Below are 22,426 nucleotides of genomic sequence, written 5' to 3'. Positions count from 1 at the left end.
ATTTCTATTTTGGAGTTACAAATTTATTTATTATAACCTGTATTATGTTAATTTTAGAAGATCTTAATTTTCTTTCAAAAATTCAATTAAAATTTCATTAAATATTTTTGGCTGATCTATTGAAGCCATATGACCAGCACTTGGAATTATTCTAAGCTTAGCATTTGGAATTATTTTAGATGCCAACTCACTATAATTTATTGAAAAAAATAGATCATTTTCACCAACAATAATTAAAGTTTTTTGTTTAATTTTTTTGAGATCATATTCTGGTATTTTAGAGACTACTGCTCCTTTACCTTGCAAAAATACATTTTTACCTCCTAAACTTTTAATAACTTCAATAGAGTAGTATCCGTGATATTGACTTTTATTTTTTGATTTCACAACAAGATATCTAGAGGAAAACTTATTAGCTAACTTAGAAGGAAGAAGATTCATCCAAACCATCCCTAAAAATGGTAAAAATTTAGGTTTAGCACCCAATCCTGTACTATTAACCAATACAAGTTTCTCTACTTTTTGGGAGTACTCTAAAGTAAAGCGCATGGCAATTGCACCACCTTGAGAAGATCCTACGAGGTATACTTTAGTTAAATTTAAAGCTTCTAAAAAACTATTCAGCCAATTTGAAAAATATTCTTGATCATAACTAGCATCAGGTTTATCAGATTCTCCGTAACCAACTATGTCAGGTACTATTACACGATAAAATTGTGCAATACTTGCAATATTCGGATACCAAGTAACAGCTCCTGCTCCTGCCCCATGTAATAAAATTACAGTATCGCATTCGTCTGAAAAATTTCCAGCAGATAACCAAGCAGTTTTAATAGAATTAATAACGATTTCTTTCTGCTTGATTGGGAGCCCTATTTGATCAATAAGCAGTTGTCTATACTTTTCACGATCTAATAAATGGGTTAAATTTTTCATAGTTTAAGCTTATTTAATAAAGAAATTAGCGTTAAAATTTCACCTTTGTCGAACAATGAAAATACAGCTTCTGCAGTATGCTCAACTGTTATGATTGCATTCTGCATGATCTCTTTTCCACTCTGAGTCAAAAGAACTAAACTTTGTCTCGCATCCCTTGGATTAGTATTTTTTTCAACCAATCCTATTTTCTCCATTGGAATTAATACTCGTGTTATTCCAGATGCAGATAAAGCAACTTTTTCTGCTAAGGCAATACGACTCAACTGTCTTTCTTGGACTGTATTTAAATGGTATAGCACCATAAATTCAGTAAAGTTTATTCCATGTAAGCTCAATGCTATATCTAACTTTTTACCTATAAGTGTACCTATATAATTCTGTTGTATTAAGAAGTCTACTTCCATCATGACGATAACCTTAGCAAAATAATAGTTGCAATATACTTGAGTGATCAACAATATTGCAACTATTATTACCCTATTTAACATAATGGTGATTATACGAAGTAAATTTATATATTCCTCATAATATCAATAACTTAGTAGTTTAATTTCAACCTAAAAAAGTGCAAAAAGCCAACTTTGAAACCAATTTTACCATTTCTGATTTCTCAAGACCTCATTTCCTCAAGAATCTCCCAATTCTTAAAAGCAATATTTTGTATAAGAACCTGTACTCATCTCCTACTTCTATTATTTTTCAAAAACCCATTTATTAGGCTCTTTCTATCCTGAATTCAAGCAACAAGACTTCGTAAACTTGAAGAAACAATATTAAAAATATGAAATTGTCACTTATCCATTTTTCATCTTTATATTTTCTAAAAATTTATATAGAAACAAAATTCTTTTAATTATCAGTTTTATTCATTGCAATAAATTTAATCTATTGTTTTATGAGTTAATTTATTAAAACATCTCACTTTGTTATTCAAAAACAAGCTAAGTATCAGATTTATAATCACTATTATGCATAATAAAAAATTGCTATCATTACCCAAATTTAAAGTTAGCCTGAATGAACAAAGCTGCTTTGGATATAGTGAGACTTGCTATTCACAGCTTTACATTGATTAGGTTATGCGACTGATATCTGATTGCATTGAATTTCAGGTCATTTTAAAGTCGTATGCATCAATCGGTTTTTACTGATTCAAGCTTGATTTAATCTCTCAATACAATAGATTCGTAAATTTAAAGCCAAAATTAAATTTACTTAGGATGAATACATGAAAAAGCTCCTTGGTCTTGTACTAGGCTTAACCGTTGGCTTAGCTGGCTGCGGCAAACAAGAAGCACCTGCATCTGATGCCGCTCAAAATAAAGATTCTTCGGGATTACAAACTGTCACTATGGCATCTACAGGTTCGGATGCTGAAGTTTGGCGTTATATTGCTGCCCTTCCGGAAACCAAAGCTGCCGGCATTAAGCTAGAAGTGAAAAACTTTACTGACTATGTGTCTATGAACACTGCTGTAGCCAATAAAGAAATTGATGTGAATGCATTCCAGTCTTATGCCTATCTGGTTGCTTTCAACGAGTCCAATAAAGACAAGATTGCCCCGCTTTCTACTACTTACCTTGAACCAATGGGTATTTACTCAAGTAAAGTGAAGAAACTGGATGAGTTTAAAACAGGTGCAACCATTGCCATTCCTAATGATGGGGCAAATGAATCACGTGCATTATTGTTACTTCAATCTGCCGGTTTGGTTAAGTTAAAACCTAATTTTGACAATGTAAAAGGCACACCTGCTGATGTTGTTGAAAACAACAAAAAAATTGTGATTAAACCTATTCAGATGGCAACTGCTGTACGTGTGAAAGACGAAGTCGATGCAATTGTATTGGGTAATACCCTGGCAATGGAAGGTGGCTTGAATGTGCTGAAAGACTCTATTTATTATGAGCCAATCGACCAGAGCACCAAAATGAATGTCAATATTCTTGCTGTTGCAGCTGACCATCAAAATGACCCTGTGCTGAAAAAAGTAGGCGCGCTTTACCACACCGAAGCCGTGAAAAAATTTGTTCAGGAAAAATTTGCTGGCACTAAAGTTGACGTAAATAAACCGATTAGCTATCTCACTGAAGCAAAATAGTAATATAATTGGTACATCTAAACAGGCAAAGTTTCTTTGCCTGTTTTTCTTTTTATAGATAGTTTTTGACCATATGATTGAATTTAAAAATATTTCAAAACACTATCAGCTTAAAGGTCAAACAATTCGTGCCCTGGATCAAATTAATTTACAGATTCCAGATGGCAGTATTTTTGGCATTATTGGCTATAGTGGTGCGGGTAAAAGTACCTTAATCCGCCTGATTAATTTGCTCGAACGACCAAATGATGGTCAAGTCATCATTAATCAAAAAGACTTTACTGCATTGGATGCACGTTCATTACGTCAAGAACGTGCCAATATTGGTATGATCTTTCAGCATTTTAATTTGTTGCAGAGCAAAACTGTCGCAGCCAATATCGAAATGCCAATGAAACTGTTGGGCTGGAGCAAAGCCGAGCGTGAAAAACGTTTAGCGGAATTGCTCGAGTTTATTGATCTTAAGCATAAAAAAGATGCTTACCCGGATGAACTGTCTGGCGGTCAGAAACAGCGTGTCGGTATTGCGCGTGCCCTCGCCAATCATCCGAAAATTTTACTCTGCGATGAAGCGACTTCAGCACTGGATCCGCAGACCACCAAATCTGTTTTAGATTTGCTTAAAAAGATTAATAAAGAACAAGGCATTACCATTGTCATGGTGACACATGAAATGGATGTCATTGAAACTGTGTGTGATTATGTTGCGGTGATGGAACAGGGTCAGGTGATCGAAACCAGTTCGACGCTAGAAATTTTCAGTCAGCCAAAGCACCCAACCACCAAGAATTTTATTCAAACCGTTTTGCAGCAGCAGCTTCCTGTCAATATTTTACAAAACTTAGAAAATCAAAATCATAACAGTATTTACAGCTTGCAGTTCCTCGGAACTTCTGCACAGGAAACCGTGGTTCAGGCAGCCATTAAACAGTTTGATATCAGCTTGAATATTTTGTTTGCCAATATGACTGAAATTAACGGTTCAGTGATTGGACAAATGTTTGTACAGCTATTGGGTGATCCTGCTGTAATTGAACAGACGATTGCTTTTTTCCAGCAAAATGGCGTCAAAGTTGAACGATCTGGAGTCAGCGCATGAGAGATTTAATTGTTCAATGGCTGACAGAAATCACTGCACCGTACTGGAAAAGTTCACTTTCAATTGACCAGTTTGTTACCGCCCTGCAAGAAACTTTCCATATGGTGTTTTTTGCGATGCTGTTCGGCTGTATTTGGGGCTTTATTCAAGCCATCATTTTACTGGTGACCCGTCCTCACGGCATTCTGCCAAACCGGGTGATTTATCATGGCTTAAACCCGATTGTAAATGCGCTGCGTTCCTTGCCGTTTATTATCCTGCTGATTGCCTTTATTCCGCTGACTAAATTGTTGGTGGGTACCTCTATCGGTACATGGGCTGCCATTGTGCCACTGACCATTTATATTGGTCCGTATATGGGCCGGTTAATCGAAACTTCATTGCTTGAAGTAAATGAAGGCATTATTGAATCGGCACAAGCCATGGGTGCCTCTCCCCTGCAAATTATTTTCAAATTTATTTTGCCTGAAGCACGCAGCTCGCTGATTTTAAACCTGACTACAGCCACCATTAGCCTGATTGGCGCAACGGCGATGGCAGGTGCCGTGGGTGCCGGTGGGATTGGTGATCTGGCCATTTCCTATGGTTACCAGCGTTTTGATACCAGTGTGGTCATCCTGACCGTCATTGTCTTGTTATTGCTAGTACAATTTGTACAAACCTTTGGTGAATGGCTATCACGCTTAAGATAATCCCCATCATTGAATGCCCTCAATTGAGGGCTTTTTTGTATCTAGAAATGCGATTTGAAATACAGCGTGATTTCCAATCTAGATGCAGTGTTTCAAAATCGTTGAACCTGCTGGTATAGCTCTCATCATCCATTCAGCTGCAAAAAGCCGAATTTTAAGCTTGAATTAGCTAAATATTAATCCATGACTTTTATTAGAGCATGCTAAACTATCCAGTGGTTTTTGCAGGGACTCATTTATGCACTTTGTTCATCTTGGTATACATACAGAATTTTCAATTACAGAATCTATCGTACGTGTATCTGATCTTATTAAAGCTGCTGCAAATGATGAAATGCCAGCACTGGCGATTACCGACTTATCCAACCTGCATGCTGCAGTAAAATTCTATAAAAAATGTCTCGATAAAGGCATTAAACCCATTTTAGGTTCAGAAATTCGCCTGAATAATGCTGAACACCGTGTGACATTGTTGTCGATGACCAATAAAGGCTGGCGTAATCTGACCGAACTGGTATCTGAAGGCTTTATTCGCGGTCAGCAACTCGATATTCCATGTGTGCAAAAAGACTGGATTCTCAATCAGCATCAAGACCTGATTGTGCTATTGGGCATGCAATCTGATGTCGGCAAAATGCTGATCACTTCAAATCCAGATAAGGCTGAACCCCTACTTCAGGAATGGATTGAAAAATTCGGCAATCGGGTTTATTTGGCTTTGAGTCGTACTCAGCGTCCCGATGAAGAGGCCTTTATTGAAGAAGCGGTTAAACTCGCTAAAAAATATAATATTGGTGTAGTCGCGCATAACGATGTGCACTTTATTAGCCGTGAAGATTTCGAAGCGCATGAAGCGCGTGTCTGTATTGCCGATGGTTATGTACTAGGCGATAACCGTCGTCCTAAAACTTATAGCCCAGAACAATATTTCAAAAATTCGCTAGAAATGACTGAATTATTTTCAGACATTCCGACCGCAATTGAAAATACCTACCATATAGCCAAACGTTGTAACGTTACCCTGCGTTTAGGCTTTAATGACTTACCGGACTATCCGATTCCGGAAGGTCATACCATTGATACCTACTTTGCGCATTTATCCGAACAGGGTCTGGAAGAGCGCTTAAATTTCTTGTATCCGCCTGAAAAACGTGATGAAGACTGGCCTGAAATTCGTAAACCCTATGACGAACGTTTAGCCTTCGAAGTGAAGATTATTCTCGACATGGGCTTCCCGGGCTACTTCCTGATCGTGATGGACTTCATTCAGTGGTCCAAAGGTAATGGTGTACCTGTCGGTCCGGGTCGTGGTTCGGGTGCCGGCTCACTGGTAGCTTATAGCTTAAAGATTACCGATCTTGATCCACTGCGTTACGACCTGCTGTTCGAACGGTTCCTGAACCCGGAACGTGTATCAATGCCCGACTTTGACGTCGATTTCTGTATTGCCGGTCGTGACCGCGTGATTGACTATGTGGCACGTACCTATGGCCGAGATGCCGTATCTCAGATCGCCACTTTCGGAACCATGGCGGCCAAAGGTGCCATCCGGGACGTTGCACGTGTATTGGGTAAATCCTATGGTTTGGCAGACCGTATTTCTAAAATGATTCCAACCAAACCCTTAGGTTTGAGTCTGGAAGAATCGCTGGAAGCTGAGCCACAGCTTAAGGATATCGTCACCAACCCATCCAACCCAGACAATGACGATGCCGCTGAAATATGGGAAATGGCACTCAAACTTGAGGGTATTACCCGTAATACCGGTAAACATGCCGGTGGTGTGGTGATTGCACCGACTAAGCTGACCGACTACTCAGCGGTAATGTGCGATGCCGATGGAACTAACCGCGTCGCACAATTTGATAAAGACGATGTGGAAGCTGCCGGTCTGGTCAAATTCGACTTCTTGGGACTGCGTAACCTGACCGTAATTGAAGATGCCATCAAGCATATCAACGCTCGGGCAGATATTACTACACCTGTCGATATTTCTTATATTCCACTCGATGACAAACCGGCCTATGAGGTATTTGCGACTGCCAATACCACAGCGGTATTCCAGTTTGAATCCGTGGGCATGAAAAAAATGCTCAAGGAAGCACGTCCAAGCAAATTCGAAGAAATTATTGCCTTCGTATCGTTATACCGTCCAGGTCCAATGGATCTTATTCCTGACTTTATTCACCGTATGCATGGTGGTGAGTTTGAATATCTGCATCCCTTATTAGAAGGTGTGCTGGAACCGACTTACGGGATTATGGTGTATCAGGAACAGGTGATGCAGGCAGCACAGTTCTGTGCCGGCTATAGTTTGGGTGGTGCGGACTTGTTACGCCGTGCCATGGGTAAGAAAAAGCCCGAGGAAATGGTCAAGCAGCGTCAAATCTTTATTAAGGGTGCTGCTGAAAAAGATATCGATGAAGCCACAGCCAACCATATCTTCGACTATATGGAAAAATTCGCAGGCTACGGTTTTAACAAATCACATGCGGCTGCCTATGCGCTGGTTGCTTATCAAACAGCCTGGTTAAAAGCGCATTATCCTGCTGAATTTATGTCAGCGGTGATGACATCGGAAATGCAAAATACCGATAACGTGGTATTCCTGATTGATGACTGCCGTCATAACAATCTGGAAGTGCTGCCTCCTTCCGTGAATATGTCGATTTATCAGTTCCATGCCAGTGATTCAAAAACCATTGTCTATGGTTTGGGTGCAATTAAAGGCGTAGGTGAAGCGGCCATGCAGTCGGTGATTGATTCACGTACACAAGAAGGTCCTTATAAAGATTTATTTGATTTCTGCCACCGTGTAGATATGAAAAAAATCAATAAGCGCACCCTTGAAGCACTCATTCGTGCTGGTGCTATGGACTGTCTGGGTATTGAACGTGCTGACCTGATGGCACAACTGCCAGAAGCCGTACAAGCGGCTGAACAGGCGCGTTCAAATCGTGAATCCGGCATTATGGATTTATTCGGTGAGGTTGAAGAAGTTCAGCGCAAACCTTCAAAACCGGTTAAACCGTGGTCCGATGAAGTCCGCTTAAAAGGTGAAAAAGATACCTTAGGACTGTACCTGACCGGACATCCGATTGATGTTTACCGTCCAGAGCTAAAAGCATTTATTTCGCAGCGCATTAATGAACTGACGCCTACACGCCGTGGTGTGACCACGGTATTTGCCGGTCTGGTGGTGGATATCGCCAACTTCCCAAACCGCATGATGGTAACGCTAGATGATGGTACCGCCCGTATTGAAGTATCAGCCAATCATGAACGCTTCCAGCGCTTTAAAGACATTATTCAAAATGAAAAAGTGGTGGTGATTGAAGGCGAAATTTATGAACGTGAAGGTTTTGACCGTCCAATGGGACGCCTGACCAAAGCGTTTAGCCTGAATGAAATACGTCAAAAACGTGCCAATAGCATTCAAATCAAGCTGAACCCGGAACATCTAGGCCCAGCATTGAGTCAAGATTTACGCAAGATCTTAACGCCATTTTGTAATGTGGATATGTGTAACCATATTCCAGTGCAATTACATATTGATTATCCTTATGCGTCCGCAGATATCAACTTGGGCTTAAACTGGAACGTGGCTCCTCTGGATGAACTGCTGGCGAAATTACGCGACTATTTCGGTAAAGACGTGATTCATATTGAATATCAGGTCAAATCCAAAGCGGCCAAAGCCGTGAGTTATGAGCAGGCCAAGCCTGCAAATGTCCCGCCTCCTCCAGCCAATGTGAGCATGGATGAAGCAATGGATATGTATCAGGCTGAAGCCAGTCAATATTCTTAATTTTTAAATATTTAATTCTAATCGGACACATTATGAGTCAAGTTGACAATGCTGTGGTTTCAGCACATCTCTCCCATGTGCGTATTGTCATGGTCAATACCACCTTACCTGCAAATATTGGCAGTGCCTTACGTGCCATGAAAACCATGGGCTTATCCAAGCTGGTGCTGGTTGAACCTAAAACCTATCCGCATCCGGATATTAACGCCTTGGCCGCAGGTGCTACCGATTTGATTGAACAGATTGAAATCGTACCCACTTTAGAAGAAGCCATTAAAGATTGTCATCTGGTGTTTGGAACCAGTGCGCGTAGCCGTACCATTCCCTGGCCTTTGCTCGATGCCCGTCCTGCAGCCGAGAAATCCCTTCAGGCAGTGGTACAAGACAAACAGGAAATTGCGGTAATTTTTGGCCGTGAAGACCGCGGTCTGACCAATGAAGAACTGGCAATGGCCAATTACCATGTCACTATTCCGGTCAATAGCGATTATGGCGTACTGAATGTCGCTCAGGCCATTCAGGTGATTTGCTATGAAATGCGTATGGCCGCCATGGCATTGACCGATCAGGCTGAAGACCCTAACGCCACCATGCATGTCACTGATGAAATTGACATGCAGTGGGATGTACCTTTGGTGACCCATGAACAGATGGAACAGTTTTACCCGCATATTGAAAAAATGCTGGCAGAAATTGAATTTATGGACCCGAAAAACCCACGATTGTTGCCTTTACGCTTGCGTCGTCTATTTGGACGTATACAATTAGACCGTATGGAATACCATTTACTTCGTGGCATCTTTAGCCGTGTACAAGCATTGAATAATGGTACATGGAAAAAATCTACAGACAAAACAACCGATTCTTCAGAGGATCAATCTAATGCTTAAACAGCTCAGAGAAGACATACAGGCTGTATTCGCGCGCGATCCTGCAGCACGAAACACCTTAGAAGTTCTTACTACCTATCCAGGCATACACGCACTGATTATGCACCGTATTGCCCATGAACTTTGGCAAAAAGAGTGTAAAGGCTCTGCTCGCCTGCTGTCTTCTTTTAGCCGTTTTGCAACCGGTATCGAAATTCACCCGGGTGCCAAAATCGGTCGCCGTTTCTTTATCGATCATGGCATGGGCGTGGTGATTGGTGAAACTGCCGAAATTGGTGATGATGTCACGCTTTATCACGGCGTCACCCTTGGCGGTACCACCTGGAACAAAGGCAAGCGCCATCCTACGCTGGAAGATGGTGTAGTTGTGGGTGCAGGCGCCAAAATTCTGGGACCTTTTACCGTGGGTAAAAATGCCAAAGTCGGTTCCAATGCGGTGGTGACCAAAGCCGTACCGCCCAATACAACTGCTGTTGGCAACCCGGCCCGTTTCATTACCAAAGATCAACCGAAGGATGCTGAAGAAGCACGTCGTCGTGATTATGCGGAAAGCATTGGCTTCCAGCCTTATGCGGCAACTCAGGACCAGTCTGACCCGATTCTGGATGGTATGCGCGTGTTGCTAGACCGGATTCAACTCAATGAAAAACGCATGAATACCTTATGTCAGCGTCTATCATTGCTTGATCCGAGCTTTAAAAAGCAGCAGCAAAATGAGCAACCTTTTAGTGTTGAAGAACTTAAAATTATTGAAGATGTGCGCCGTGAATGTGAAGCACAAAGCAGTCAATCCAAAGCCTAAAGCGCTGTTCTGAATCTTAACAAGCCCTTACTTGTATGTTCCCCAGAGTTTTTTTAGACTGAGGAACATACCTATTGACCAATTTTTAAAATTAAATGAACGGATGACCAATATGACCCTTAAGCCTTTGGCATGTACATTGATTGCTATTTCTTTACTTTCAGCATGTAGTTCGACCCCAACAGAAAATAAAAATACGAATACACCCATCGTTTTCACTGAACCGGAATTGACTGCTCCATTCTATGCGCTGAATCCATTTAACTATGATGCACCGCCTCCATTTGAAATTGCATTAAAACAAGCAGCGGCACAACCAGTGACTAAAATGGAAGTTACCCTGCCGGGTGATCCGACTAAAAAAGTAATTTTAGATGTCAATAAGCTGATTATTCCTACAGTAAACAGCAATCAACGTAATCTAAAATATGCGGTTATGGCGGGTGACAATGAATTTGATGTGACTGAAATTGATGACTTCTTGCAACTGGTAGAAGGCAAAGCGCGCCATTATCCGCCTCGTTTTACTGAGCGTCAGGAACGTAAAGGCTTTGAAGCGAAACTGAAACAGGTGACTCAGCAGCTTGATACCCTGGCTTCTAAAGACAATGCTTCTTTTGATGTGTTGATCCGTGCATTTAAAGCCAGCGTGATGGCGCGTAACCTAGACTTGGGTTCAGTCTATACCACCAAGTCTTTAACCTATGCACAGCGCATTTTAAAAATGAACACAGATGATGCCGAAGCAAACTTCTGGTTCGGTTTTGGCTTATCTGAAGGTGGTGGTCAACGTGAAGCTATTTCTTATTTAGACAAAGCCATGAAAGCTGGGGTGCAGGAAGCGTATTTATCCGCGGCAAATAATTACATTGCCATGGAGCAAAAGAAAAATGCGATTCAGGTATTGAAAAATTACAAAGTCAAATATCCGCAAGAAGCTGAAGTGGCTGACCGTTTAATTGCTGAAATTGAAAAGCAAGGCCGCTGGAATGTATGGCAGGTGCTTAATCCGACTCAAACACCTTAAAGTTAGATTGTTCAATTAGCCTTTTAAATAGACCGCTCAAAACGGTCTATTTTTTTATGCACGAATTGAAAATTAGAAGAAATATCGTATGATGAAGAAAAATTCAAACAATACTTAGTTGACAATCTTTATGCCAAAACCAATATATAAAGTTTTATTTGCCTCGCTGCTGAGTAGTTATTTGCTTACAGGCTGTCAAATTGTGAGCGTGAAAAGCCAAGGCATCAATGTCACAATTGCCAATGAACGTGAAAGTATTCTTACCCGCAATAAATTAAGCGAAGCCAGTTTAAACGTACTGTCCATGACCGGCCGCGAAGCCCGAATCTGTTCCGATGAACCTGACCAGTGTATTCAGGAACTGCAACAGATTCCGCAAATTCAGGATGAGCAATTGCTCTCTACATCCAGTGAAATTTACCTCGCCAAAGCCTTGGAATTTGAAAACTCTTCAGACTGCAAAACGGGAACTTTAACCAGTACCCGATCTGAAGAAAAACAAAAACAGCAACAAGTGACTTATGATAAATGTCTGGATCAGCAACTGTATATGCTGGATAAAAGTATCCGTTATAGCTACGCCTACATGTTTAAAACCAAACGTCAGCCCTCGGACCGCATTTTTGACAACCGGCAAGTTCAAATACGTGACTTTTATAATTTAGCCTTGGCTAAACTGGTCACTGCCTATGCCTTGCGCCACAAACCTACTGTAGTTGACCCACAGGTCAAGGTGGGCAAAAGTATTTATCAGATCAACTTTGATCACTATCCCCAACTGAAAAACCAGAAAATTGAACAACTGCTTTCCAGTTATAACCTGAATTTTTCAGGATTACGCTCAATCAACCGTCGTGATGGTTTTGGTTCAGAATTTGTCCTGGTTCTACCGCAGGTCAAGGATGATATTGGCGAAGGGAAAAATAAATATATTATTGACCCGATGAATTTCAGCTACAAAAACGGTGTCAATCCGAATATTCATCAGGCTCGTTATTTAGCGGCAACCCTGACTGCACAGCCTAAATCGGCCAGAAATATAGAAGATATTTTAAACAATGCAGAATTTGAAATAAAAGCTTTTGATCCTTACAAATATGATCAGGTCAATATGGCCGGCAAAACCTATCCGCTAGCTGGAAACTTTTCTACCCCTTATGGCTTATGGCTGGCACAAAATAATCTTGGCAGAGCGGCCTACTTAACCTTGATTGATCGTGATGATCATCTAACCATGCCGCATTTATATATGCTTGAACCTTATAATCCGAATAAAAAAGTGATTGTATTGATCCATGGCCTGGCCAGTAGCCCCGAAGCATGGATTCGGCTTACCAATGACATTATGGGCGATACGGTGCTACGAGAAAACTTCCAGGTCTGGCAGGTATTCTATTCAACCAATATGCCGATTATGGAAAGCCGTTTCCAGATTTATGCCCTATTGAACCAAGCCTTTGCCCAGGTTGATGCCAATGCCCCGGCCAAAAAAGATGCAGTACTGGTTGGACATAGTATGGGCGGCATTATTGCCCGACTGTTGGTCAGCGATGCCGACGTGACCAAAAAAGCCTTAGCCATGATGAATAATCGCCAGTTAAACAAATTTCAAAAATTACCGATTATTTCGCAACGTTTAGTGATCAAGGACATTCCTAATTTCTCTCGTGCGATTTTTCTGGCTACTCCGCATAAAGGAACTGATTACGCTGATCGCTGGTTTACCAAGGCGGCGCGTAAAATTATCCGTATACCGAGTGCATTTCTCTCTGCTGTAGGCGACACATTACAAAGTCAGGATCTGGATTTAAAAGAGCTGTTACAGCAGATTGATCATGGCCTGATTCAAAATGGACCGAGTGATTTAAGTTATCAGTCCAAGTTTATTGAACTAACTAAAAACATTAACCCACGTAAAGGATTGGCTTTCCATTCCATTATTGGCAATATCACCGACAGTGATGACATCAATGTGATTACTGACGATGTGGTGCCGTATAAGAGTGCCCATCTGGACGGTGCGGTTTCGGAAAAAATTATTAAAGGTGATCATTCCATTCAGGAAACCCCTGAGGCTATTTTAGAATTGCGTCGTATCTTGCGTCTGCATCTGACCAAGCTCGGTTTACATCAACCTTAATGTCTTCTTGAATTTTCCAATTGCATATCGGCCGGCAATCTCATTTCCATTGTCGGTCGATCTGCCCTGCGATAAAACCCCTCCAACTGTTGTCCTAATTTTTGTCCATTTACTGCAAAGCATTTTTCGCAATTCATGCAAATTTGATAAGATGTCTGAGCGAATGAAACTGCGTTCTTTCATAGATCATGTTGGCTTGAAAATAATAATGATAGCAAAGTCACAATCTAAGATTGAGCGATGAGAGTTTTAGACTTGAATTTGAAATTGGTGAGACAGCCAAGTTTTTTAACGATTAGATCTATTTAAATATTTAAGGATTTTACCTCAATGAGTTACCCGGAAATCATGGCTGATCTTTCCACCTTAACGCCAATGATGCAGCAGTACATGAGCGTCAAAATGCAGCATCCCCACTCCCTGATGTTTTATCGTATGGGTGACTTTTATGAACTGTTTTTTGACGATGCCCATAAAGCAGCCAAATTATTGGGGATTACCTTAACCCACCGCGGTAAGGCCAATGGCGAACCAATTCCCATGGCAGGTGTTCCTTATCATGCTGCTGAAGGCTATCTGGCCCGTCTGGTCAAGAAAGGCGAAACCGTGGTCATTTGCGAACAACTGGGTGAAGTGACTGGTAAAGGTCCGGTTGAACGCGGTGTAGTGCGTATTATTACCCCGGGTACCCTGACCGATGATGCGCTATTGAATAGTCATCAATCTTCCAATCTTGTGGCACTCTGTCTTCAGCAAGGTCAGATTGGTATAGCACTGCTCGATTTAAGTGCCGGTATTTTCAAGGTACAGCAACAGGAGTTTCAACAAGAGCAACTGGCGATTGAGCTTTCGCGCTTAATGCCAAGTGAAATTGTGGTAGATGAAGATATTGTTGATCCTAATATCATTGAGCAGATTAAAAAGCAGCTCGACTGTCCTGTAACCCGTCGCCCGAATGTCGATTTCAACCTGAACAATGCACAAAAAACTTTATGTGATCAGTTTGCAGTAGCGACTCTTTCTGGTTTTGGGATTGATCATTTACCGCTGGCCAAGGCAGCGGCAGCGGCACTGATTCATTATGCCAAAGAAACCCAAAAAACTGCTTTACCGCATATTCGCTCCATTCAACTGGAACAAAGCAGTGATTTTATTGCGCTGGATCCGGTCACGCGTCGCAACCTGGAATTAGTCGAGCCATTGTTTGATCATGGCACATCATTATTCCAGCTGATCAATGACTGTCAGACCGCCATGGGTGCTCGACTGCTCAGTCGTACTTTAATGCAGCCATTACGCGACACCAAAATACTGGATGCCCGTCTGGATGCTATTGCTGCCATGTTGAATGGTTATCATGAAGCACCAATTCGTCTGGTGCTGAAAGATATTAGCGATGTTGAACGTGTGCTGAGCCGTGTCGCTTTGGGTAGTGCGCGTCCGCGTGATCTGGTCCAGCTGCGTCAAGCCTGCGCCCAGATTCCCCTGCTACGTCATGCCATTCAGCCCATGATCCAAACTAGACAGTCCGCGCTGATTCAGCAACTGGCGGATGAACTGGGTGATTTTCATGGCCTACATCAACGCCTGATGTCTGCCGTTGTCGAAAATCCTCCGGTATTACTCCGTGATGGCAATGTCATTGCAGAAGGCTTCGACAGCGAACTGGATGAGCTGCGCAAAATCCGTGATCATGCCGGCCAGTTCCTGATTGATCTGGAAACCCAAGAGCGTGCCAATACCGGTATTTCTACCCTGAAAATTGGCTATAACCGTGTCAGTGGCTACTATATTGAACTAACCCGCGCTCAAGCCGAGCAGGCACCGGATCATTATATTCGTCGCCAGACCTTAAAAAATGCTGAGCGTTATATCACGCCAGAACTGAAATCTTTTGAAGATAAAGTCCTGTCCAGCGAATCACGTGCTCTTGCGCGTGAGAAGATGCTGTTTGAAATGCTGCTGGATGAATTGCGTCAAGACATTGGCAATTTGCAAATGATGAGCAGTGCCATCGCACAGATTGACATGTTGGCCAATTTTGCCCATCAGGCACGTTTACGCAACTGGTCCCGTCCAGAATTCAGCCCTGAAATTGGGGTTAAAATTGTTGCCGGTCGTCATCCAGTCGTGGAAGCTCTAAGCAAAACCGCTTTTACCCCAAACGACACCACTTTGGATTTTAACCACCGTATGGCCATTGTGACCGGTCCGAATATGGGCGGTAAATCGACCTTTATGCGCCAAACCGCGCTGATCAGTTTACTGGCCTATTGCGGTTCCTATGTTCCTGCCAAATCGGCGCTATTAGGCCCGATTGATCGCGTCTTTACCCGGATCGGTTCAGCAGATGACCTGTCTACCGGCAAATCAACCTTTATGGTAGAAATGACCGAAACTTCACAGATTCTGCATCATGCCACCAACCAATCTTTGGTGCTGATGGATGAAGTCGGACGCGGCACCAGTACTTACGATGGTCTGTCTTTGGCTTGGGCCTGTGTCATTGATCTGAGTAAACGGATTAAATGTCTGTGCCTGTTTGCGACCCATTATTTCGAATTGACTGAACTGGGCAAAGAATCAGGAATTGATAATTACCATGTCACAGCCAAGGAACTGAACGGTAATTTAATTCTGCTGCATAAGGTGCAACATGGCCCTGCCAGCCAAAGTCATGGCTTACAGGTAGCCAAATTGGCCGGGATTCCTGCTAGCGTGATTAAAGAGGCGCAAAACCGGTTAAGGATTCTGGAAAAACAGCAACTTCAGCATCAACAACTGAGTAAAGCTGTACAAAATGACCTGTTTAGCGCAATTGATGAACCTACAGTTGAAATCATAGAGCGTGTGGTAGAAATTGAAAAAGAGATTCCTGCACTGAATCTGTTAAGGTCGCTGGATGTGGATAATCTTTCTCCTCGCGAAGCCCTGCAACAGATTTATGCATTAAAGGATGCACTAGAAGGCTAATTTTAATCTGGCTCAGAAAAAGACTTCTAAATAGAAGTCTTTTTCATTTACTACATATATTTAATGAAATATTCAATTTTTATCAAAATTAACAGCCCTATATATAACAAATATCAATAAAAGCAATTGTTACTTAGCAGCATTTTTGCCTAAAATACAGCAAGAGTAATTAGAACCAAATTTTTTAGGTAGCTGTCGCCATGACCTTTGTTGTCACTGAAAATTGTATTAAATGTAAATACCAAGACTGCGTTGAAGTTTGTCCGGTAGATTGTTTCTACGAAGGTCCAAATTTCCTCGTAATTAATCCAGATGAATGTATTGACTGTGCACTATGCGAACCAGAATGCCCGGCAAATGCTATTTTCTCGGAAGATGAGTTGCCAGAAGGCCAAGAAGTCTTTATTGAACTTAATGCTGATCTTTCACAAAAATGGCCAAACATTACTCAAATTGGTGATCAGCCTGCTGACCGTGAAGAATGGAACGGTAAAACTGACAAGTTACAATACTTGGAAAAATAAGACCGTTTTCACACTTAAAAAAGATCAGCCCATGCTGATCTTTTTTTATACTGAAAAAATACATTTGATTGCAATATTTTCAAATTTTATCCTTTAAATTAGATTAAAATAACTCGTATTTATAAATATCTGATTTCTATAATGAAGCATGTTTTAAAGGGCTTACTGGGCTTGAGCCTGGTCCCACTTGTCATGATTGGATGTACCACATCTCCTCAGAAACAAGGGCAAATACCCGATGGAAAACGGATCTTCATTCCCCAGGAACGCATTATTCTTGAACGCCCAATTCCACCTAAAACAGTACCTTATGTTTATAATTCATGGGTAGCGCTAGGTGATAATTTGCATCGTGTCCGTGAATATGAAGTTTTTCTGGAACGTAATGGTGTGGGTAACATTATCCCGAGTTTTGAATTATTACGTACCGCGCGTGACTGGCAAAAATGTGGCCGCTCTCAATACATGATTCCAAATCGTGAATTATGGAATAATCAAATTGCAACTTTGCGCGTATTTAAATATCTGGTTGCCGCCAAAGTGCTGACCGACTTTGAAGTGACCTCGGTTTATCGGGATTTGCCACTGAATCAATGTGCGGGTGGCGCAAATTCGTCACGCCACTTGTTTAATTCAGCCATCGATTTCCGTATTGGGCCTGAACTTCCCCAAGCACAAGATTATGCATTTATTGAAAATACCAAATTCAAATTATGTCAATTCTGGGCACAGCACGGACAAAGCCTGAATATGGGACTTGGGCTCTATGCTTCGGGTCAAATCCATATTGATACTCAAGGGTACCGTACCTGGGGTCCTGACCTGTCGCGCCACAGCTCGATGTGTAATTTTTAAAATTATATATTTATATCAAAAAGAGATCTCGGTGATCTCTTTTTTATTGCGCTATTTTCAAGAAATCCAAACGATAAATTGCACTCTGAAAGGAAAGGTTTAAAATGCATGCATCGCAACAAAGGTGACCAGACTATGCAACAAATGTGGACAGAGATTGATGCCTACATCGATTCACATTTAATTCCAGAAGACCCTATTCTGCAACAGACATTAAAAAACACTGAAGATAAAGGTTTTCCAGATCACCTCGCAGTCGCGCCCAATCAGGGCATGCTGCTGCAAATGCTGATTCAAATGAACAAGTGCAAGCGTGTGCTTGAACTGGGTACCTTTGCTGCCTACAGTACCATGTGGCTTGCGCGTGCTCTGCCTGAAGATGGTTATATCCTGACTATTGAAGGTCGTGATACCCATGCAGCCTTGGGTCAGGAAAATATTGATCATGCCAAACTTCCGCAGACTATTGAGCTTAAAGTAGGTCGTGCAGCTGACGTCTTGAAAGCATTGCCTGCAGATTTTGAACCCTTTGATTTTATTTTCATTGATGCCGACAAACAGAGTTATGCGGAGTATCTGGAACTGAGCCTTAACCTGTCGCATTCAGGTACTATTATTGTGCTGGATAATGTAATTCGTGCCGGCGAGATCATTAATCCAGAAAACCACAAGCCAAGTATTGAAGGCATTCGCGATATGTTTGCAGCCTTGCAAAAACATCCTCGACTTCTGTCTTGTACTGCATTACAAACAGTTGGAAGCAAAGGGCATGATGGCTTCGCTATCGCCATAGTGAAATAATATGACACAAAGGTTAAAAAACAATCTTTTTGTTTTTTTCTCTATTTATTAATAAATTACAAACACTGTCCATATAGTTATCCACAAGTTATGCGGATAACTATGACCAATTATTAACCATATTCATCAAGTAATGATTAACTTATTTCACCACCAATAATGGCACGGTTGAATTTCGGAATATACTGGTTGCCACGCTACCCAAAAAGAACTGGCGAATTTTACTGTGACTAAATGCACCCAGTACAATCAGTTGTATACCATGTTCGCTTTGGTATTCCAGTATATTTTCTGAAACATCGCCGTAACGGTATTCTGTAATGACATCAAGATCTGCATCACGTAAATACTGTGAAGGTTCATTCAGTATTTCCGGATGATCACCGACATATAACAAATGACATTGTAATAATCTGAGTAAATCACTTTGCGCTACACGTTTCATCAGGTTAACGCAGGTCGGTGAATATTCATAAGCAAAAATAAAGCGTGTTGGGGGCTTAAACTGCTCTCCGACAGTCATCACGGTACATTTTGCGCCACGGATAAAATTTTCCACATTACTGCCGATTGGCTTGTTTCGTTCCGCAGAACGCTCTCCCACCCGGCCAATAACGGCGATATCATCTTCTTTCAGCACTTGAAAACTTTGCTCTAGAAAATCGCCTTTTTCTTGCAGGTGTGAGGCAGTGAGCTGGTACTTTTGCTGAATCATTTCAGAAATATGGTTTAGAAGATTATTGCTGTAATCGAGTGCCAGCTCACTTTGTTTTTGTTCAAGTTCTGCCAGTTCTTTGAGTAACATTGCATTACTTTCAAACCCAATTACCCCACTGATTTCACCCAAATGATAACTCGCAGGGTAATAATCTAAAACCTGTAATAATACCAGTTCACGTTGTGTCTGCTTTGCAACCCATGCCGCAGCTTCAGCAACCGCGTTTACACATGGAGAAGAATCAATACAAGCGATTACACGTTTCATTTTCGCCTCGCTTTTCGCCAATCCAGGCTTTAAGTCTAATTGTTATTTTTAACTTAGCATATCTGTTACATACTTTGCATGCTTTTATGTAATCGAATTTTCACCCCAATTCATCTTCATTTTATTGATTTTTTTTAATCGCGATGCCGAATAAATCTGGCCGGATTACCCGCGACAATAGTGGCTTTTTCAACATTTTTTGTGACCATGCTATTCATGCCGACAATGGCATGCGCATCAATCTTTACCCCATCCTTGACCCCGACATGTGCACCCAACCACACATCTTGCCCAATCTCGATCCCCTGAGAACGTACCGCCTGCTGGTAAATGGGCTGCGCAAGTTCCATGCCGTGGTCAAAAGCATAGAGATGGCAATATGCGGCCATACGCACCTGATCATGCAGCTTGATCCCCATACGCCCCCCATCGAGAATACAGTGATGGTTGATGGCGACTTCATTGCCAATTTCTAAAGGGCCATGCAAGGTACAATCTGCGGCAATAAAGCAATTGTCTCCAATCGTAATTTTCCGGCCCGGCTCGGCAAAAATATGGGCCAGTGGTGAAATGAAACAGTTTTCACCAATTTCCACTGTTTCCATTTCCATCAAATAAGCTTGATATTCTTTTTGCCACTCTTCCGCCCAGCCGCGATTTTTCGGTTTTAATGACCAGTACAGCCAAGGCATGTAGTTCAAACGATGCTTATGCTGTTCACGATATTTTAATAACGGATCTTGTTCAGTCATGGTCTGACTCTTCTACAATTTTCAGTTGTTCACGACCACGGGTCACATCCTGAATTTTCAATAACAAGGGTTCTATTTGATGAACTTGTAACAAGGCTTCCACCTCTACGCCCATCGCAGTATATTGTTCTTTAAACTCGATCTGTTGCTGGTTTAATTCATACTGAAAAATGGCCCATTCGTTAAACTGACAGGCAAAGCTGACTTTCTTCTTTTCGATCAGTTCGATTTTTTCCGCCAGTAACAGGCACTGCCCTGCACAACCGCCATAGGCACGAACCAGACCGCCCGTTCCGAGTTTAATCCCTCCATACCAACGATTGACCAGAACGATGATATTGGTCAGTTCATTACCTTCAATGGTGGCCAGAATGGGACGTCCAGCAGTTCCCGATGGCTCACCATCATCATTGAAGCGTACATGGTGGCCGATTTTCCAGGCCCAGCACTGATGTGTTGTGGTGCTATCTTTATGCAGCTCTAAAAAGTTTTTGACATCCTGTTCATTTTCTACTGCTGCAGCAATCGCCTGAAAGCGACTTTTTTTAATGTCTTCTTCAAAAGTAACGGATGAGGCAATGGTAAATGGCATAAATCTGGAATAAATAACAGCACTACGCCAGTATAGCCTGTTTTTAACCGCTTGCAGATACAAAAAACCTCCTAGCTCAAGGAGGCTTTTTAAACAGGTCTATAAATTCTAATTAACGTTCACGTAAAGCTTCCTGCGCTTTATTGAATGGCTTAATCAGGTAATCTACGACAGACTTTTCATCCGTTTTAATATCTACCGTGGCTACCATACCTGGGGTAATACTGAATTGCTGGCCTGCCTTATTGCTCAGCTTATCGGAATTGCAATACGAGTAATTGCGCGGTAACGTTTAATATTAACAATCGCTGTAGCCGTTTCCTAAGCCATGTTATCAATGCTGATTAAAACGCCTGTCTGTTAAGTTGCGAGCTTGGCCTGCTGAATATCTACGCTACTTTTTTTGACCTTGCCAAAATCATAGAGTATTTGAATCGCATTTAAGCTGATCATTTGACTTCCACGCTCACCAGAGCTCAAGTCGCCCGTGGAAATTTCTCCTGAAAGCTGTGGATAGTAACCAGCTTTAGTAATATCGATATAAGTATTCTAAACAGCCAATTCCGATATGTTTTGGGCTATTTCCGGATTACGCTGTAATGCCTTGAGAATAGTGGCATTAAAGGTTAATTGAGTATCAGGTTGAGAAACTGCCTGATTTTTTGAAAACACCTGCGGGCGATTGGTTGCTGGTATTTGCGGTATTTCGCGGACCTTAGAGGTATCTAATTGAAAGTTACTGAGCGCATGAATATCTGCTTTATTGTAGTTTTCATTGGATTTTAGAACAAAAAACCTGACTCATGCCTGACTTAAATGACTGCAAAAACGCTTGTGAACTGTCTGCCTGAGCATAGCTGATATGCAAAGTCACGCTACAGATCAGACTTTGCGTGCTTTTTACGAGAATTTTTTGGCATAAAACCTGTTATTGTGATTCTTTAGCATCATGTGAATGGCAATTATTTTTATGAGAACTTACGCATTTAATCCCTAATACGCCTGTTATTATTAAGTAATTGTCTTTTTTTATACTTATTAATATAAGGATGATCTTGTCACTTTTTAATACAAAATCATCCTTTTTTAAAATAATAATTAAACTGTAAAATCTTCACCCAAATAAACTTTACGCACAGTGTCATTTGCAAGCACTTCTTGCGGGGTACCTTCTGCAATTACCGCACCTTCACTGACAATATAAGCGTGCTCACAAATGGCCAAAGTTTCACGTACATTATGGTCGGTAATTAATACCCCAATGCCACGATCTTTAAGATTACGAATAATATCCTTGATATCCCCTACAGAAATAGGATCGACCCCGGCAAAAGGTTCATCCAGCAGCATAAACTTAGGATCAGCAGCCAATGCTCGAGCAATTTCTGCACGACGGCGTTCCCCCCCAGACACACTCATGCCTAATGAATCCTTGATGTGACTGAT

18 protein-coding genes and 1 pseudogene are annotated in these 22,426 nt (G+C 41.6%); 12 read left to right on the top strand and 7 right to left on the bottom strand.

Annotated elements, in window-relative coordinates; genetic code table 11:
• Positions 1 to 63: 63 nt before the first annotated feature.
• Both B2Y23_RS05905 and B2Y23_RS05900 read right to left on the bottom strand, forming a co-directional pair.
• Positions 64 to 936, bottom strand: a complete 873-nt coding sequence (locus B2Y23_RS05905; protein WP_291369578.1) for an alpha/beta fold hydrolase — start codon at positions 934 to 936, stop codon at positions 64 to 66.
• The gene (locus B2Y23_RS05900) at positions 933 to 1,346 is read right to left on the bottom strand and encodes a MarR family winged helix-turn-helix transcriptional regulator (protein ID WP_291369576.1); all 414 of its coding nucleotides are present in this window, start codon (positions 1,344 to 1,346) and stop codon (positions 933 to 935) included. Before B2Y23_RS05900 ends, B2Y23_RS05905 begins: the two co-directional genes overlap by 4 nt.
• An 821-nt stretch (positions 1,347 to 2,167) precedes the next feature.
• Here B2Y23_RS05900 and B2Y23_RS05895 point away from each other — a divergent pair.
• From B2Y23_RS05895 to B2Y23_RS05840, 12 genes are all read left to right on the top strand, one after another.
• On the top strand, positions 2,168 to 3,040 hold the full coding sequence (locus tag B2Y23_RS05895) for a MetQ/NlpA family ABC transporter substrate-binding protein (RefSeq protein ID WP_291353872.1): 873 nt from the start codon (positions 2,168 to 2,170) through the stop codon (positions 3,038 to 3,040).
• Positions 3,041 to 3,113: 73 nt separating this feature from the next.
• A complete protein-coding gene (locus B2Y23_RS05890) occupies positions 3,114 to 4,139 on the top strand; it encodes a methionine ABC transporter ATP-binding protein (RefSeq protein WP_291369574.1) in 1,026 nt (341 codons plus the stop codon).
• Positions 4,136 to 4,831, top strand: coding sequence for a methionine ABC transporter permease (locus B2Y23_RS05885; protein WP_291353866.1), 696 nt, complete (start codon positions 4,136 to 4,138; stop codon positions 4,829 to 4,831). The genes B2Y23_RS05890 and B2Y23_RS05885 overlap by 4 nt, the downstream gene beginning before the upstream one ends.
• 238 nt (positions 4,832 to 5,069) lie before the next feature.
• A complete protein-coding gene (dnaE, locus tag B2Y23_RS05880; protein WP_291353865.1) occupies positions 5,070 to 8,639 on the top strand; it encodes a DNA polymerase III subunit alpha in 3,570 nt (1,189 codons plus the stop codon).
• Between the two features lie 32 nt (positions 8,640 to 8,671).
• Entirely contained in the window at positions 8,672 to 9,529 is an 858-nt protein-coding gene (locus tag B2Y23_RS05875; protein ID WP_291353863.1) for an RNA methyltransferase, read from the top strand.
• The gene (gene cysE / locus B2Y23_RS05870; RefSeq protein WP_291353861.1) at positions 9,522 to 10,331 is read left to right on the top strand and encodes a serine O-acetyltransferase; all 810 of its coding nucleotides are present in this window, start codon (positions 9,522 to 9,524) and stop codon (positions 10,329 to 10,331) included. Before B2Y23_RS05875 ends, cysE begins: the two co-directional genes overlap by 8 nt.
• A gap of 112 nt (positions 10,332 to 10,443) precedes the next feature.
• Positions 10,444 to 11,358: an ABUW_2363 family tetratricopeptide repeat lipoprotein gene (locus tag B2Y23_RS05865; RefSeq protein WP_291353859.1), complete on the top strand. Its 915-nt coding sequence runs from the start codon at positions 10,444 to 10,446 to the stop codon at positions 11,356 to 11,358.
• A gap of 130 nt (positions 11,359 to 11,488) precedes the next feature.
• Complete coding sequence (locus tag B2Y23_RS05860; RefSeq protein ID WP_291369572.1) at positions 11,489 to 13,498, top strand: esterase/lipase family protein; 2,010 nt, start codon at positions 11,489 to 11,491, stop codon at positions 13,496 to 13,498.
• Between the two features lie 330 nt (positions 13,499 to 13,828).
• Complete coding sequence (mutS, locus tag B2Y23_RS05855) at positions 13,829 to 16,471, top strand: DNA mismatch repair protein MutS (protein ID WP_291353855.1); 2,643 nt, start codon at positions 13,829 to 13,831, stop codon at positions 16,469 to 16,471.
• A 200-nt stretch (positions 16,472 to 16,671) separates the two neighbouring features.
• A complete protein-coding gene (fdxA, locus tag B2Y23_RS05850) occupies positions 16,672 to 16,995 on the top strand; it encodes a ferredoxin FdxA (RefSeq protein ID WP_086197921.1) in 324 nt (107 codons plus the stop codon).
• A gap of 141 nt (positions 16,996 to 17,136) precedes the next feature.
• On the top strand, positions 17,137 to 17,850 hold the full coding sequence (locus B2Y23_RS05845; protein ID WP_291353852.1) for a D-Ala-D-Ala carboxypeptidase family metallohydrolase: 714 nt from the start codon (positions 17,137 to 17,139) through the stop codon (positions 17,848 to 17,850).
• A gap of 135 nt (positions 17,851 to 17,985) precedes the next feature.
• Positions 17,986 to 18,651 carry an O-methyltransferase gene (locus B2Y23_RS05840; RefSeq protein ID WP_291353942.1) on the top strand — a complete coding sequence of 222 codons (666 nt, stop codon included), beginning with the start codon at positions 17,986 to 17,988 and terminating at the stop codon, positions 18,649 to 18,651.
• A gap of 142 nt (positions 18,652 to 18,793) precedes the next feature.
• On the opposite strand, the gene B2Y23_RS05835 is transcribed toward B2Y23_RS05840, so the two are convergent.
• The 5 genes and pseudogenes from B2Y23_RS05835 to B2Y23_RS05815 form a co-directional block, all read right to left on the bottom strand.
• Positions 18,794 to 19,636 carry a universal stress protein gene (locus B2Y23_RS05835; protein ID WP_291353850.1) on the bottom strand — a complete coding sequence of 281 codons (843 nt, stop codon included), beginning with the start codon at positions 19,634 to 19,636 and terminating at the stop codon, positions 18,794 to 18,796.
• Positions 19,637 to 19,770: 134 nt separating this feature from the next.
• Complete coding sequence (locus B2Y23_RS05830) at positions 19,771 to 20,388, bottom strand: DapH/DapD/GlmU-related protein (RefSeq protein WP_291353848.1); 618 nt, start codon at positions 20,386 to 20,388, stop codon at positions 19,771 to 19,773.
• The gene (locus B2Y23_RS05825; RefSeq protein WP_291353940.1) at positions 20,381 to 20,980 is read right to left on the bottom strand and encodes an IMPACT family protein; all 600 of its coding nucleotides are present in this window, start codon (positions 20,978 to 20,980) and stop codon (positions 20,381 to 20,383) included. The genes B2Y23_RS05830 and B2Y23_RS05825 overlap by 8 nt, the downstream gene beginning before the upstream one ends.
• A gap of 112 nt (positions 20,981 to 21,092) precedes the next feature.
• Positions 21,093 to 21,248 (bottom strand): annotated as a pseudogene (locus B2Y23_RS05820) (secretion protein HlyD); the annotation flags it as partial.
• 830 nt (positions 21,249 to 22,078) lie between these two features.
• Positions 22,079 to 22,426 (bottom strand): ATP-binding cassette domain-containing protein (locus B2Y23_RS05815; protein WP_291369570.1); only part of this gene is annotated, 348 nt, incomplete at its 5' end.

Origin of the sequence: Acinetobacter sp. UBA5934 (assembly GCF_002430855.1) — a bacterium.
Classification (GTDB): domain Bacteria; phylum Pseudomonadota; class Gammaproteobacteria; order Pseudomonadales; family Moraxellaceae; genus Acinetobacter.
Note: the sequence above shows the minus strand (reverse complement) of the source record. Positions and strands in the feature narration are given on the sequence as shown.

Coding starts and splice junctions, on each gene's coding strand:
- mutS (WP_291353855.1), top strand. CDS start 13,829: ATGAGTTACCCGGAAATCATGGCTGATCTTTCCACCTTAACGCCAATG.
- B2Y23_RS05885 (WP_291353866.1), top strand. CDS start 4,136: ATGAGAGATTTAATTGTTCAATGGCTGACAGAAATCACTGCACCGTAC.
- B2Y23_RS05840 (WP_291353942.1), top strand. CDS start 17,986: ATGCAACAAATGTGGACAGAGATTGATGCCTACATCGATTCACATTTA.
- B2Y23_RS05865 (WP_291353859.1), top strand. CDS start 10,444: ATGACCCTTAAGCCTTTGGCATGTACATTGATTGCTATTTCTTTACTT.
- B2Y23_RS05860 (WP_291369572.1), top strand. CDS start 11,489: ATGCCAAAACCAATATATAAAGTTTTATTTGCCTCGCTGCTGAGTAGT.
- B2Y23_RS05825 (WP_291353940.1), bottom strand. CDS start 20,980: ATGCCATTTACCATTGCCTCATCCGTTACTTTTGAAGAAGACATTAAA.
- B2Y23_RS05830 (WP_291353848.1), bottom strand. CDS start 20,388: ATGACTGAACAAGATCCGTTATTAAAATATCGTGAACAGCATAAGCAT.
- B2Y23_RS05895 (WP_291353872.1), top strand. CDS start 2,168: ATGAAAAAGCTCCTTGGTCTTGTACTAGGCTTAACCGTTGGCTTAGCT.
- B2Y23_RS05835 (WP_291353850.1), bottom strand. CDS start 19,636: ATGAAACGTGTAATCGCTTGTATTGATTCTTCTCCATGTGTAAACGCG.
- B2Y23_RS05845 (WP_291353852.1), top strand. CDS start 17,137: ATGAAGCATGTTTTAAAGGGCTTACTGGGCTTGAGCCTGGTCCCACTT.
- fdxA (WP_086197921.1), top strand. CDS start 16,672: ATGACCTTTGTTGTCACTGAAAATTGTATTAAATGTAAATACCAAGAC.
- B2Y23_RS05890 (WP_291369574.1), top strand. CDS start 3,114: ATGATTGAATTTAAAAATATTTCAAAACACTATCAGCTTAAAGGTCAA.
- B2Y23_RS05875 (WP_291353863.1), top strand. CDS start 8,672: ATGAGTCAAGTTGACAATGCTGTGGTTTCAGCACATCTCTCCCATGTG.
- cysE (WP_291353861.1), top strand. CDS start 9,522: ATGCTTAAACAGCTCAGAGAAGACATACAGGCTGTATTCGCGCGCGAT.
- B2Y23_RS05905 (WP_291369578.1), bottom strand. CDS start 936: ATGAAAAATTTAACCCATTTATTAGATCGTGAAAAGTATAGACAACTG.
- dnaE (WP_291353865.1), top strand. CDS start 5,070: ATGCACTTTGTTCATCTTGGTATACATACAGAATTTTCAATTACAGAA.
- B2Y23_RS05900 (WP_291369576.1), bottom strand. CDS start 1,346: ATGATGGAAGTAGACTTCTTAATACAACAGAATTATATAGGTACACTT.